We start from the raw sequence: 14804 nt of genomic DNA on the forward strand, positions 1-14804 counted from the left end.
GGATACTGGTTTTTAGATAAAACCTAAACTATTTATGTTTCTATTGATAAATTCAAAGGGGGATTTGATTTCCACCCCCCTTGAACAAATTTTTTATTCACCGAATTTTTGTTTGATTGTTTCTTTGATCAATGTTACAGCATCGTTAGCAGCTGTTTTAGCATCTTTCTTACCGCTTACAGAGTCAAAGAGCATGTTAGCAGCTGGTTCCCAAACTGCAGACATTTGAGAGATGTTTGGCATTGGTTGAGCGTTCTTGAACTGTTTGATAACAGCTGTTGTCAACTCATCGTTTTTACCTTCTGCATAAGTACGAGCTTCAGTGTTAGCTGGGATTTCGTTAGTTGCATCGTAGAAGGCTTTTTGTTGTTCAGTTGAAACAAGGAAGTCTACAAATTTTTGTGCGCCTTCAAGGTTCTTAGTGCTTGATGGGATAATCCAAGCTTTACCACCACCGAATGCTGCGTAATCTTTTCCGTTTGGAAGAGTTGGGATAGTTGCAACACCGTAGTTTACTTTAGCGTCTTTGAAGGCTTTAGCTTTCCAAGGTCCATCGATGATAGCAGCTGTTTTACCTTCTTGGAATTGAGTTTGGATTAAGTTTCCAGCAGCTGTACCATCTTGCATACCTTTAGGCCATTTTTCATACCAAGATTTAGCGTAGTTGATACCTGCGATAGAACCGTCGTTTGCAAGACCGATATCTTTAGCATCTTTACCGTTTTGTCCGAATACGTAAGCACCGTTACCAGCAAGAAGTCCGTATGCGTAGTAGAAGTTTGTCCAGTCAGCTAGGAAAGCAGAAGTTTTTCCATCTTCTCCAGCGAAGGCATATTTGCTATCTTTAGCAAGGTTTTCTAAGTCAGCAAAAGTTTTTGGAGCTTCTTTTACCAAGTCTTTGTTGTAGTACATAACAAGTGACTCGATAACGGCAGGAGCACCGTAAACTTTACCGTCAGCAGCTGTTACAAGAGATTTAGTTTTATCATCTGTTTTAGCGCCGTCGCTCAATTTAACTTCTGAAAGTTGTCCGTCAGTACCAAGGCTACCTACACGGTCGTATGGAGCCATCATAACGTCAGCAGCTTGACCTGATTGGTTGTCAAGAGAAAGTTTGTCAAGACCACCAAGTTGGTCACCAGATTTGATGTTAACTTTTGTTCCTGATTCTTTTTCATAAGCCTTAGCAACTGTTTCAGCATAAGCTTTGTATTGGTCTTCGACGTAAAGAGTGATTTCTTTCGCTTCAGATGAACCAGAATCAGCAGGCTTATCAGCAGTTTTGCTTCCGCAAGCTACCAAAAGCAAGCTAGCAAGTGTAGCAGTTCCAAGCACAGCAGCGCTCTTCATGAATTTAGATGACATAGTGTATTCCTCCTAAAGAATAACAAATTTTATAATGAGGAAACGCAAACGTTTTCCTTTATGGGACTAGTATAGCACAAATAGAAAACGGTTGCAAGTGTTTTTTGTAAAAATTTTTAAAAAATTTCACGAAAAGGGTAAGCGTTTTATTTGTTTATAATAGAAGAAAAGTCAGAAAATATATTTTCATGCTTTTACTGAAATTATTTAGGGAAACGATTGCCTAGATTTTGAACAAAAAATAAATTGCTCTAGACCAAAAGTAAGCTAAGTTGAGCCTTCTATTTGTAGTTGAAGAAGATTTTGCAAATAGAAAAGAAGAAATGTATATGTATACATAAATAAGGACAAGTTTTTTTAAAAAATAATCAAAAAGTTTTTTTAAAACCGCTTGCAATTCTTCCAAAAATGAAGTATACTTATATTAACGCAAACGTTTGCGCCCAAAAATGAAAAATTAAACTACAAATACACGAGGTGTTGTTTATGAAAAAACGTCAAAGTGGTGTGTTGATGCACATCTCTTCTCTCCCAGGAGCCTACGGAATCGGGTCATTTGGTCAAAGTGCTTACGACTTCGTTGATTTCTTGGTCCGTACAAAACAACGTTACTGGCAAATCCTTCCATTAGGAACAACTAGTTACGGAGATTCTCCTTACCAATCTTTCTCAGCCTTCGCAGGAAACACTCATTTTATCGATTTGGATATCTTGGTGGAGCAAGGTTTGTTGGAAGCAAGTGACCTTGAAGGAGTTGACTTTGGTAGCGATGCGTCTGAAGTTGACTATGCTAAGATTTACTATGCACGTCGTCCTCTTTTAGAAAAAGCGGTGAAACGTTTCTTTGAAGTCGGAGATGTTAAAGATTTTGAGAAATTTGCTCAAGACAACCAATCATGGCTTGAGCTCTTTGCTGAGTATATGGCTATCAAAGAGCATTTTGAAAATCTTGCTTGGACTGAATGGCCAGATGCTGATGCTCGCGTTCGTAAAGCTTCAGCGCTTGAAAGCTATCGTGAGCAATTGGCAGACAAGTTGGTTTACCACCGTGTGACTCAATACTTCTTCTTCCAACAATGGTTGAAATTGAAAGCTTACGCTAACGACAATCACATCGAAATCGTTGGGGACATGCCAATCTACGTAGCGGAAGATTCAAGCGATATGTGGGCAAATCCACATCTCTTCAAGACAGATGTCAACGGTAAGGCTACTTGCATCGCAGGATGCCCACCAGATGAGTTTTCTGCAACTGGTCAGCTTTGGGGTAACCCAATCTATGACTGGGAAGCAATGGACAAAGATGGTTACAAATGGTGGATTGAACGCTTGCGTGAAAGCTTCAAAATCTACGATATCGTTCGTATCGACCACTTCCGTGGTTTCGAATCTTACTGGGAAATCCCTGCTGGTTCCGATACAGCAGCACCTGGTGAGTGGGTGAAAGGTCCGGGATACAAGCTTTTTGCAGCCGTTAAGGAAGAACTTGGTGAGCTAAATATCATCGCTGAAGATCTTGGCTTCATGACTGATGAAGTTATCGAATTGCGTGAACGTACTGGCTTCCCAGGAATGAAGATTCTTCAATTTGCCTTCAACCCAGAAGACGAAAGCATCGATAGCCCACATTTGGCACCTGCTAACTCAGTTATGTACACAGGAACTCACGATAACAACACGGTCCTTGGTTGGTACCGTAACGAGATCGATGATGCGACTCGTGAGTACATGGCTCGCTACACTAACCGTAAAGAATACGAAACAGTTCCCCACGCTATGCTTCGTACAGTCTTTTCATCAGTTAGCTTCATGGCAATTGCAACTATGCAAGATTTGCTAGAATTGGATGAGACAGCTCGTATGAACTTCCCATCTACCCTTGGTGGAAACTGGTCTTGGCGTATGACTGAAGAGCAATTGACACCAGCTGTCGAGGAAGGTTTGCTTGACTTGACAACAATCTATCGACGAATTAATGAAAATTTGGTAGAATTAAAGAAATAAAACAATATCAGGAGACACCTTAAACATGTTATCACTACAAGAATTTGTACAAAATCGTTACAATAAAACCATTGCAGAATGTAGCAATGAAGAGCTTTACCTTGCTCTTCTTAACTACAGCAAGCTTGCAAGCAGCCAAAAACCAGTCAACACTGGTAAAAAGAAAGTTTACTATATCTCAGCTGAGTTCTTGATTGGTAAACTCTTGTCAAACAACTTGATTAACCTTGGTCTTTACGACGATGTCAAAAAAGAACTTGCTGCTGCAGGTAAAGACTTGATCGAAGTCGAAGAAGTTGAATTGGAACCATCTCTTGGTAATGGTGGTTTGGGACGTTTGGCTGCCTGCTTTATCGACTCAATTGCTACTCTTGGTTTGAATGGTGACGGTGTTGGTCTAAACTACCACTTTGGTCTTTTCCAACAAGTTCTTAAAAACAACCAACAAGAAACAATTCCAAATGCATGGTTGACAGAGCAAAACTGGTTGGTTCGCTCAAGTCGTAGCTACAAAGTACCATTTGCAGACTTTACTTTGACATCAACTCTTTACGATATTGATGTTACTGGTTATGAAACAGCAACTAAAAACCGCTTGCGTTTGTTTGACTTGGATTCAGTTGATTCTTCTATTATTAAAGATGGTATCAACTTTGACAAGACAGATATCGCTCGCAACTTGACTCTCTTCCTTTACCCAGATGATAGTGACCGTCAAGGTGAATTGCTCCGTATCTTCCAACAATACTTCATGGTTTCAAATGGTGCACAATTGATCATCGACGAAGCAATCGAAAAAGGAAGCAACTTGCATGACCTTGCTGATTATGCCGTTGTACAAATCAACGATACTCACCCATCAATGGTTATCCCTGAATTAATCCGTCTTTTGACTGCACGTGGTATCGAGCTTGACGAAGCAATCTCAATCGTTCGTAGCATGACTGCCTACACTAACCACACAATCCTTGCTGAAGCCCTTGAAAAATGGCCTCTTGAATTCTTGCAAGAAGTGGTTCCTCACTTGGTACCAATCATCGAAGAATTGGACCGTCGCGTGAAAGCAGAATACAAAGATCCAGCTGTTCAAATTATCGATGAGAGCGGACGTGTTCACATGGCCCACATGGATATCCACTACGGATACAGCGTTAACGGGGTAGCAGCACTTCATACTGAAATCTTGAAGAACTCTGAGTTGAAAGCCTTCTACGACCTTTACCCAGAAAAATTCAATAACAAAACAAACGGTATCACTTTCCGTCGTTGGCTCATGCATGCTAACCCAAGACTATCTCACTACTTGGATGAGATTCTTGGAGAAGGTTGGCACCATGAAGCAGATGAACTTGAAAAACTTTTGTCTTATGAAGACAAAGCAGCTGTCAAAGAAAAATTGGAAAGCATCAAGGCTCACAACAAACGTAAATTGGCTCGCCACTTGAAAGAACACCAAGGTGTGGAAATCAATCCAAACTCTATCTTTGATATCCAAATCAAACGTCTTCACGAGTACAAACGCCAACAAATGAACGCCTTGTACGTGATCCACAAATATCTTGACATCAAAGCTGGTAACATTCCTGCTCGTCCAATCACAATCTTATTTGGTGGTAAAGCAGCTCCAGCCTACACAATCGCTCAAGACATCATCCACTTGATTCTTTGCATGTCAGAAGTTATTGCTAACGATCCAGCAGTTGCTCCACACTTGCAAGTTGTTATGGTTGAAAACTACAACGTTACTGCAGCAAGCTTCCTTATCCCAGCATGTGATATCTCAGAACAAATCTCACTTGCTTCTAAAGAAGCTTCAGGTACTGGTAACATGAAATTCATGTTGAACGGAGCTTTGACTCTTGGTACTATGGACGGTGCTAACGTGGAAATCGCTGAGTTGGTTGGCGACGAAAACATCTACATCTTTGGTGAAGATTCAGAAACTGTTATCGACCTTTACGCAAAAGCAGCTTACAAATCAAGCGAATTCTACGCTCGTGAAGCTATCAAACCATTGGTTGACTTCATCGTTAGCGATGCAGTTCTTGCAGCTGGAAACAAAGAGCGCTTGGAACGTCTTTACAATGAATTGATTAACAAAGACTGGTTCATGACTCTTCTTGACTTGGAAGACTACATCAAAGTCAAAGAGCAAATGTTGGCTGACTACGAAGACCGTGACGCATGGTTGGACAAAGTTATCGTTAACATTTCTAAAGCAGGATTCTTCTCATCTGACCGTACAATCGCTCAGTATAACGAAGATATCTGGCACTTGAACTAAGATACAAGTTTATACTAATACATTTTGTAAAAAAGCGAGTTTCGATTGAAATTCGCTTTTTTGCCTCTTTATTTGAATGCTGTGGATTTGGATCAATTTTGTCTAAAAATAGGGAAATCCTAGATACAGTGAAGGCTTTAAATGCTGGTTTTTACTGTCTTCAACCTCATGTTTCTTCTTAGTTGATTACCTCATATTCCTTGTATTCGCTTACATAAAGTATTATAATATGATTGTAGGAAAGAAGGTGTTTTTATGTGGAAAAAATATTTTTCAAAATATAGATGGACTGATTTATTTTGGATTTTATTTATCATTTTGACCTGCCTCTATATAGGTAATCACGATTTGTTTCCTCTCAATCATCAAGAAATCTCTCTTCGAGGTAGTTTCTGGGGGTCTGTACTTGCTTTATATCAATTGCTATTTATTGATAAATTTGTTATTTCAAATCGAAAATAAATATGAGGTATATGCCTGACTGCCTACTTTTAAGATTTATTTTGGAGGGAAGATTTTGTCTCTGTTATTTATTATTTTAAATTTATCTATTTTGTACAAGATCTATTCTTTGAGGCGGGAGAAATCGAAATACTTGATTTATACGGCCTATATCATATTTGGGGCAAATGTAGTATATGGTATTCAATGGTTATTAAAAGAACTGGTTTCAAAGATTTCCACTTAATGTGTATAGAAACTCCAGTGATTTTTGCATAACAAAACGCATAAGATTAAGGTTTTTGTACCTGTTCTTATGCGTTTTTGTAATATTGAAGATTTTCGGTAAGTTTTGTACCTTTGGGGAGTCTGGTTCAGAATGCTTTCCCAACCAGAATCTCTGCTTCAATGGTAATCTCTGTCAATTGGCTCCAGTCAATCTTGCTCTGGTCGATGTGAAAGAGGAGAGGAGTCATACTGAGTAGGGCTTGGAGCTGATCTGCTGTGATAGTTTTAGTCAGAGAGGCCGTTTGGTTAGATAGGATGGTAAAGTGTTCCTGGAAATGCTCCTTGATATCTTGATTAGAATAATCCTTGTTTGTCAGCTGGTCCTGTACTCTTTGACGGATTTCTTTGAGGTGATTTTTAGTTGGAATAACCTTTATCAAGATACCGTCTTTGGATAAAACGCGACGAAATTCTCCATAGTTGGCAGGCGAAAAGATATCAAGCAGAATGTCCATGCTGGCGTCTTTTATAGGGAGACGAGCTAGGTCGCCAACGAACCAATTGACTGCCCAGTTGGGTTCGCTCTTGGCAGCGATTTGGACAGAATCTTTGGAAATATCAAAGGCATAGAAGGTTTTTTCAGGGTGATTTTCTTGAAGTTTACGAGAATAAAAGCCTTCGCCACAGCCAATATCTAAGACTGTGGTGCTAGTTTCTGAATTTGCTAACAAGTCAGATATAGTCTCTAAGATAGCCTGATAAAAGCCGGCTTCTAGGATTTGTTGACGGTTTTGAAAGTTTTCCTTGTCGTAGTTAGCAGATTGCTTGATTTGAGGTGCCAGATTGACATAGCCAAATTTAGCCAAGTCAAAAGAATGGCGATTGCTACATTTGAGGCTGCTCTCTACCAGAGCTAGATTTTCTTGGCAGATAGGACAGGCAAAGGCAGTTGCAGAAGCAAAACGCTGGAGTTTGGGTTTGAGATTTGTATTCATAGTTTAAGTGTATCAAAAGAGGCAAATGAAAGCAACTTTAGGAATAAGTAGATGGGAGATTCAGTAGAAATAAAACTAATTCTCCAATTTATAGAATGAAATTGCTTTTATATCTAAATTGCTATATAATAATGATAAGGAGGAAATAAGTATGTTAAAAGAAGTACTAACCGTTGCAAAAGTTGCGAAAAAATCATCACTCTTTTTGGGTGGTGTCGCATTTGGTACCCTTGGTTTGAAAATCTTGGCAAGTAAGGAAGCTAAAAAAGGTTATTCTAAAGCTTTGGCTAAGGCTTACAAGTTGAAAGACGGGCTAGATGCATCTGTTTCTGTTGTGAAACAACATGGAGACGATGTCTTGCAAGATGCCAAATATTTGTACGAGCAAGAGAAAAAAGAAGAGCAATTAGATAGCCTTATAGGAGAATAATATGTCTTTTAAAGTGCTATATAGAGGATATCAACATATCCGACTATCATCTTCTTTTTCGCTTACCTTGGATATTCAAGACTATCTTCGTTCCTTGGCGAGAGATGAGAAGGGAATTGAGTCTATCCAGTTTTACATGGATCAACAGCACTTTACTCTACGCATAAAAGAAGGCTTTTCTGTATTAGATAATGCAGAAGCCTTTTTAAAAAGAATTGATAAAGGGAAGGTTTCTGAGTTGATGACTCTTCCTGTTCGTAGAGAAGAGAGTGCCTATTCTATCGTTTCAGGTGCAGCGATTAAGCGTGTGCTTTTTCGTAGTCTTGTACCGTCTCCTATTCGCTATATATGGACTTGTTATCAGGCTTTTGGATATGTTAAAGAAGCCTATCAAACACTAGCGCGTAAGGAACTAACGATGGAAGTCTTGGACTGTTCGGCTATTTTATTGTCTTTGTTTATGAACCAATCCAAGACTGCCAGCAACATCATGTTTATGCTTGATTTGGGGAATCATTTAGATCAGTGGTCCTTGAAAAAAACTGCAACAGATTTAGAACAGAGTCTTCTTGCAAAAGAAAGCGATGTATTCTTGGTACAGGGCGATACGGTCGTTAGTATCAAGAGTTCCGCTGTTCAAATAGGAGATGTCTTGGTCCTATCTCAAGGAAATGAAATTCTGTTTGATGGACAAGTAGTTTCAGGTTTAGGTATGGTCAACGAAAGTTCCTTGACGGGAGAGAGTTTTCCGGTTGAAAAAAGAGAGTCTGACTTGGTTTGTGCAAACACAGTCTTGGAGACTGGGGAGCTACGCATTCGTGTAACCGATAATCAGATGAACAGCCGTATTTTACAGCTGATTGAGTTGATGAAGAAATCTGAAGAAAATAAGAAAACGAAACAACGCTATTTCATCAAGATGGCGGACAAGGTCGTCAAATATAATTTCTTGGGGGCTGGGCTGACTTACCTATTAACAGGTTCTTTTTCTAAGGCTATTTCATTCCTATTGGTTGATTTCTCCTGCGCTTTGAAAATCTCTACTCCTGTAGCTTATTTGACAGCTATCAAAGAGGGGTTGAACCGTGAAATGGTGATTAAGGATGGAGATGTTCTAGAGAAATATCTGGAAGTTGATACTTTCTTGTTTGATAAGACAGGAACAATCACAACTAGCTATCCTATAGTTGAAAAGGTGTTACCTTTTAGGGACTATAGCGAGGAAGATATTCTCAGAATCAGTGCCTGTCTTGAGGAACACATTTATCATCCTATTGCTAATGCCATTGTCAAGCAAGCTGAGATAGAGGGGATTGAACATGAGGAAATGCATGGGAAACTCCAATATATCGCAAGTAAGGGAATCAAATCCCATATAGATGGGCAACCAGTTGTTATTGGGAATTATGTCTTGATGCAGGATGAGCAGATTCATATTAGTTTGGAACAACATGCTTTGATCGAAGAGTACAAGAATCACTACAATCTCTTATTCTTAGCCTACCAGAATGAATTGATTGGAATGTTCTGCATTCATACTCCTTTGAGAAAAGAAGCAAAAGCGGCCTTGGAGAAACTTAAGGCACAAGGGAAAAAATTGATTCTGGCAACAGGGGACACCTTGGTTAGAACAGAGGAATTAGTCAAAGATTTGCCCTTTGATCAGGTCTATACAGACTTGAAACCTGATGGGAAATTTGAGTTAGTAGAGGAACTGCAGAAAGCAGGTCATACTATTTTGATGGTTGGAGATGGGTTGAATGACTCAGCGGCTCTAACCCTATCAGATATCGGTGTGGTGATGAATGAGAGCGCAGATATTTCTAAGCAGATGAGTGATATCTTATTGTTAGATAATCGTTTGGATTTCTTCCAAGAGTTGGATTCGCTATCATCATCTTTGCAAATACTCATCAAGAAGAATATTCAAGATACCGTTGTCGTAAATAGTAGTTTGATTGGCTTTGGCTTGTTTAATTGGCTCAGCCCTTCAAATCTTTCTATCTTACATAATCTAACAACCTTACGCATAGTCCTGCGTAGCCTGTCTATTAAGGCTAGATAGATGTGGTTATCAACAACAAAAAGGAGTTACCTTTCTCGAGGTTAACTCCTTTTTTTATAGGTAAATGTTGAACAGTTTAGTAAGTCAATACAAAGTATTTTTTCTTACCGCGACGGATAACAGTTAGTTCGTTCTCTAACTTATCTGCGTCAGTCAAGACATAGTCAAGGTCTTGGATACGGTCACCGTTTACGTAGATAGCTCCGTTTTGGACGTCTTCACGGGCTTGGCGTTTTGAGTTAACCACACCAGATGAAACGAGCAGTTCCACGATATTGTGGTTTTCATCTGCTTGAACTTGGTAGTTTGGCACTCCACGAAGTCCTTGTTTGAGTTCTTTGACAGAAAGGTTTTTAATGTTTCCTGCAAAGAGTTGCTCAGTGATGTTAAGGGCTTCTTTGTAGGCTTCTTCTCCGTGAACAAGTGTGACCACTTCACGAGCCAATACTTTTTGAGCCAAGCGTTCGTGTGGAGCGGCTTCAAACTGTTTGCGGATTTCTTCAATCTCATCAAGTGACAAGAAAGTAAAGATTTTCAAGAAGCGAACAGCGTCAGCGTCCATAACATTCATCCAGAATTGGTACATTTCGTATGGAGAAGTCTTTTCAGGATTGAGCCAGACTGCGTTTCCTTCTGATTTACCAAATTTCTTACCAGTTGCATCTGTAATCAATGGAACAGTGATAACGTGACCAGTTTTGTCAGACTTACGACGAAGCAATTCGGTACCAGCTGTCATATTTCCCCACTGGTCAGAACCACCGATTTGAAGCGTTACATTGTGGTCTTGGTTAAGAACGAAGAAGTCGTAACCTTGCATGATTTGGTAGGCAAACTCAGTGTAAGAAATCCCTGTTTCGATCCGTTTTTTCACAGATTCTTTGCTCATCATGTAGTTGACAGTAAAGTATTTTCCGATATCACGGAGGAAGTCAATGAAGCTGATGCTGCCAAACCAGTCGTAGTTGTTGACCATGACAGCTTTATTTTCGCCATTTTCAAAGTCAAGAAAACGAGAAAGTTGTCCTTGGATAGACTTGACCCAGCCATTTACTGTGTCTTTTGTTTGGAGACTACGTTCAGCATCTTTGAAGGACGGATCTCCGATGAGACCTGTAGCACCGCCAACGAGCGCATAAGGTTTGTGACCTGCTAGTTGCAAGCGACGACTTGTCAAGATTGCGACAAGGTGGCCTAGGTGAAGGCTGTCAGCAGTTGGATCGTAGCCAGTATAATAAGAAACTTGACCTTCTTCTAGGGCTTTACGCAAAGCTTCTTCATCAGTCGTTTGAAAAATCAAACCACGCTCTTTTAGCTCATCAAAAATGTGCATGTGTCTTTTCTCCTTTTTAAAATTATTGTTTCTAACTATTGTATCACAAACTTGGGCAATAGCCTAGCAGAATAGGGAAGAAAGTGGCTATTTTATTGAAAGTTTACCTTTTGTGGTATAATAGATAGAGTGAGGAAATCCATGCAAAATCAATTAAATGAATTAAAACGAAAAATGCTGGAATTTTTCCAGCAAAAAAATAAAAAATCAGCTAGCCCTGGCAAGAAAGGCTCAAGTGTCCAAAAATCTAAATCCTTAGAGAAACCAGCCATTTTTCCAGCTATTTTACTGAGTATAAAAGCTTTATTTAACTTACTCTTTGTGCTCGGTTTTCTAGGAGGAATGTTGGGAGCTGGGATTGCTTTGGGGTACGGGGTGGCCTTGTTTGACAAGGTACGGGTACCTCAGACAGAAGAATTGGTACATCAGGTCAAGGACATCTCTTCTATTTCAGAGATTACTTATGCGGATGGGACGGTGATTGCTTCCATAGAGAGTGATTTGTTGCGCACTTCTATCTCATCTGAGCAAATTTCGGAAAATCTGAAGAAGGCTATCATTGCGACGGAAGACGAACACTTTAAAGAACATAAGGGTGTAGTGCCCAAGGCGGTGATTCGTGCGACCTTGGGGAAATTTGTAGGTTTGGGTTCCTCAAGTGGGGGGTCAACCTTGACCCAGCAACTGATTAAACAGCAGGTGGTTGGGGATGCGCCGACCTTGGCTCGTAAGGCGACAGAGATTGTGGATGCTCTTGCCTTGGAACGCGCCATGAATAAGGATGAGATTTTAACGACCTATCTCAATGTGGCTCCGTTTGGCCGAAATAATAAGGGGCAGAATATTGCAGGAGCTCAGCAGGCGGCTGAGGGGATTTTCGGTGTAGATGCCAGCCAGTTGACTGTTCCTCAAGCAGCATTTTTAGCAGGACTTCCACAGAGTCCCATTACCTATTCTCCTTATGAAAATACTGGGGAGTTGAAGAGTGATGAAGACTTAGAAATTGGCTTGAGACGGGCTAAGGCAGTTCTTTATAGTATGTATCGCACAGGTGCCTTAAGCAAAGACGAGTATTCTCAATATAAGGATTACAATCTTAAACAGGACTTTTTACCATCGGGCACGGTTGCAGGAATTTCACGAGACTATTTATACTTTACAACTTTGGCAGAAGCTCAAGAACGTATGTATGATTATCTAGCTCAGAGAGACAATGTCTCCGCTAAGGAGTTGAAAAATGAGGCAACTCAGAAGTTTTATCGCGACTTGGCAGCCAAGGAAATTGAAAATGGTGGTTATAAGATTACTACTACCATAGACCAGAAAATTCATTCTGCCATGCAAAGTGCGGTTGCTGACTATGGCTATCTTTTAGACGATGGAACAGGTCGTGTAGAAGTAGGGAATGTATTGATGGACAACCAAACAGGTGCTATTCTAGGCTTTGTAGGTGGCCGCAATTATCAAGAAAATCAAAATAATCATGCCTTTGATACCAAGCGCTCACCAGCTTCTACTACCAAACCTTTGCTGGCCTACGGTATTGCTATTGACCAGGGCTTGATGGGAAGCGAAACGATTCTATCTAACTATCCAACAAACTTTGCCAATGGCAATCCGATTATGTATGCTAATAGCAAGGGAACAGGAATGATGACCTTGGGAGAAGCTCTGAACTATTCATGGAATATTCCGGCTTACTGGACCTATCGTATGCTCCGTGAAAAGGGTGTTGATGTCAAGGGTTATATGGAAAAGATGGGTTACGAGATTCCTGAGTACGGTATTGAGAGCCTGCCAATGGGGGGTGGTATTGAAGTCACAGTTGCCCAGCATACCAATGGCTATCAGACCCTAGCAAATAATGGTCTATATCATAAAAAACATGTAATTTCTAAAATTGAAGCAGCAGATGGTAGAGTGGTGTATGAATATCAGGATAAACCGGTTCAAGTCTATTCAAAAGCTACTGCGACAATTATGCAGGGCTTGTTGCGAGAAGTTCTATCCTCTCGTGTGACAACAACCTTCAAGACGAATCTGACTTCTTTAAATCCTAATCTGGCTAATGCAGATTGGATTGGGAAGACTGGTACAACCAACCAAGATGAAAATATGTGGCTCATGCTTTCGACACCTAGATTAACCCTAGGTGGCTGGATTGGGCATGATGATAATCATTCACTGTCACGTAGAGCAGGTTATTCCAATAACTCTAATTACATGGCTCATCTGGTAAATGCGATTCAGCAAGCCTCCCCAAACATTTGGGGGAACGAGCGCTTCGCTTTAGATCCTAGTGTCGTAAAATCCGAAGTCTTGAAATCAACAGGTCAAAAACCAGGGAAGGTTTCTGTTGAAGGAAAAGAGGTAGAGGTCACAGGTTCGACTGTTACCAGCTATTGGGCTAATAAGGCAGGAGCGCCAACGACCAGTTATCGCTTTGCTATTGGTGGAAGTGATGCGGATTATCAGAATGCTTGGTCTAGCATTGTGGGGAGTCTACCAACTCCATCAAGCTCCAGCAGTTCAAGTGGTAGTTCTAGCGATAGCAGTAACTCAAGTGCTACACGACCTTCTTCTTCAAGGACGAGACGATAAGTTCTATAAACTGTGCTAAATGAAGTGGCTAATCAATTGATTGCCACTTTTTTCTTTTTTCCTTTCGTGTTACAATAAAGGTATGAATCAGTATCAGAAAAAGATTATTAAAGGAACCATTTATTCGCTTCTATCCGGTTTAATATGGGGAATCTGTGGAATTTTAGGAGAATATTTCTTTACTCATTATCAAGTGTCCTCTGGCTGGATTACCTCTATGCGTTTGACACTGGCAGGGAGTCTTGTGCTCATTTGGTCAGCAATGCAATTAAAATCGCAAGTGTTAGATATCTGGCGAGACAAGAAAAATTACCTTCCCTTTCTAGCATATGCTATTTTAGGGATTTTTTCAGTTCAGTATTTTTTCTATCTCTGTGTAGAATACTCAAATGCAGCGACAGCAACTATTTTACAGTTTATTAGCCCTGTCTTTATCCTCTTTTACAATCGCTTGGTTTATCAAAAACGAGCGTCAAAAAGTGCTATTTTCTATGTTTTGATTGCCATGCTGGGCGTGTGCTTGATGGCGACAAAAGGCGATCTCTCTCAGTTATCCATGACGCCACTAGCCCTTATAACAGGTCTGTTGAGTGCCATGGGGGTCATGTTTAATGTTATCTTGCCCCAACCTTTCGCGAAGCGCTATGGTTTTGTACCCACGGTTGGGTGGGGGATGATTTTGGCAGGTTTGTTTAGCAATGTCCTTTCGCCGGTTTATCAGCTTTCCTTTACTCTGGATATTTGGAGTATCTTGATTTGCCTCATTATCGCTTTTTTCGGGACGGCTTTTGCCTTTTTCATTTCCATGAAGGCTGTGTCCTTGGTTTCTCCTTTGGTGGTTTCCGTTATCAGCGCCAGTGAACCTCTGTCTTCTGCCCTTTTGAGTGTTTTGTTTTTAGGCTTGGTAGTGGATTGGTCCCTTCTTCTAGCTATGGGCCTGATTATTTTACCTATGATTTTCTTATCTATAGAAGAAGCGAAAGAAAGTAAATAAAAAGTCTTTTCTTAATTCTAAAAGTGTGCTATACTAGAATAGTCAATAAAACACGGGGAGATAG

10 protein-coding genes are annotated in these 14804 nt (G+C 40.3%); 7 read left to right on the plus strand and 3 right to left on the minus strand.

What is annotated here, in order from left to right:
• Nucleotides 1-93 precede the first annotated feature (93 nt).
• Complete coding sequence (locus N8L33_RS08225; RefSeq protein WP_224218510.1) at nt 94-1365, minus strand: extracellular solute-binding protein; 1272 nt, start codon at nt 1363-1365, stop codon at nt 94-96.
• 486 nt (nt 1366-1851) lie between these two features.
• On the opposite strand from N8L33_RS08225, the gene malQ reads away from it, so the two are divergent.
• From malQ to N8L33_RS10180, 3 genes are all read left to right on the plus strand, one after another.
• Nucleotides 1852-3369: a 4-alpha-glucanotransferase gene (gene malQ, locus N8L33_RS08230; RefSeq protein WP_261059565.1), complete on the plus strand. Its 1518-nt coding sequence runs from the start codon at nt 1852-1854 to the stop codon at nt 3367-3369.
• Nucleotides 3370-3394: 25 nt separating this feature from the next.
• Nucleotides 3395-5653: a glycogen/starch/alpha-glucan family phosphorylase gene (gene glgP / locus N8L33_RS08235; RefSeq protein WP_261059566.1), complete on the plus strand. Its 2259-nt coding sequence runs from the start codon at nt 3395-3397 to the stop codon at nt 5651-5653.
• Nucleotides 5654-5908: 255 nt separating this feature from the next.
• Nucleotides 5909-6115, plus strand: coding sequence for a hypothetical protein (locus tag N8L33_RS10180; protein WP_314725990.1), 207 nt, complete (start codon nt 5909-5911; stop codon nt 6113-6115).
• 353 nt (nt 6116-6468) lie between these two features.
• On the opposite strand, the gene N8L33_RS08240 is transcribed toward N8L33_RS10180, so the two are convergent.
• The gene (locus N8L33_RS08240; protein ID WP_261059567.1) at nt 6469-7317 is read right to left on the minus strand and encodes a putative RNA methyltransferase; all 849 of its coding nucleotides are present in this window, start codon (nt 7315-7317) and stop codon (nt 6469-6471) included.
• Between the two features lie 151 nt (nt 7318-7468).
• Here N8L33_RS08240 and N8L33_RS08245 point away from each other — a divergent pair, with 151 nt between their 5' ends.
• Both N8L33_RS08245 and N8L33_RS08250 read left to right on the plus strand, forming a co-directional pair.
• On the plus strand, nt 7469-7747 hold the full coding sequence (locus N8L33_RS08245) for a DUF6110 family protein (protein ID WP_000910910.1): 279 nt from the start codon (nt 7469-7471) through the stop codon (nt 7745-7747).
• Nucleotide 7748: 1 nt separating this feature from the next.
• Nucleotides 7749-9812, plus strand: coding sequence for a heavy metal translocating P-type ATPase (locus tag N8L33_RS08250; RefSeq protein WP_261059568.1), 2064 nt, complete (start codon nt 7749-7751; stop codon nt 9810-9812).
• Between the two features lie 76 nt (nt 9813-9888).
• Here the strand turns inward: N8L33_RS08250 and tyrS are convergent, their stop codons facing one another.
• Nucleotides 9889-11145: a tyrosine--tRNA ligase gene (gene tyrS / locus N8L33_RS08255; RefSeq protein ID WP_261059569.1), complete on the minus strand. Its 1257-nt coding sequence runs from the start codon at nt 11143-11145 to the stop codon at nt 9889-9891.
• Between the two features lie 141 nt (nt 11146-11286).
• Between tyrS and pbp1b the strand changes: the two genes are divergently transcribed.
• Together pbp1b and N8L33_RS08265 are read left to right on the plus strand one after the other, a co-directional pair.
• Complete coding sequence (pbp1b, locus tag N8L33_RS08260; protein ID WP_261059570.1) at nt 11287-13746, plus strand: penicillin-binding protein PBP1B; 2460 nt, start codon at nt 11287-11289, stop codon at nt 13744-13746.
• An 82-nt stretch (nt 13747-13828) separates the two neighbouring features.
• Nucleotides 13829-14740, plus strand: a complete 912-nt coding sequence (locus N8L33_RS08265) for a DMT family transporter (protein WP_261059571.1) — start codon at nt 13829-13831, stop codon at nt 14738-14740.
• Nucleotides 14741-14804 lie beyond the last annotated feature (64 nt).

This window comes from Streptococcus mitis, assembly GCF_946188695.1.
Classification (GTDB): Bacteria; Bacillota; Bacilli; order Lactobacillales; family Streptococcaceae; genus Streptococcus; species Streptococcus mitis_DF.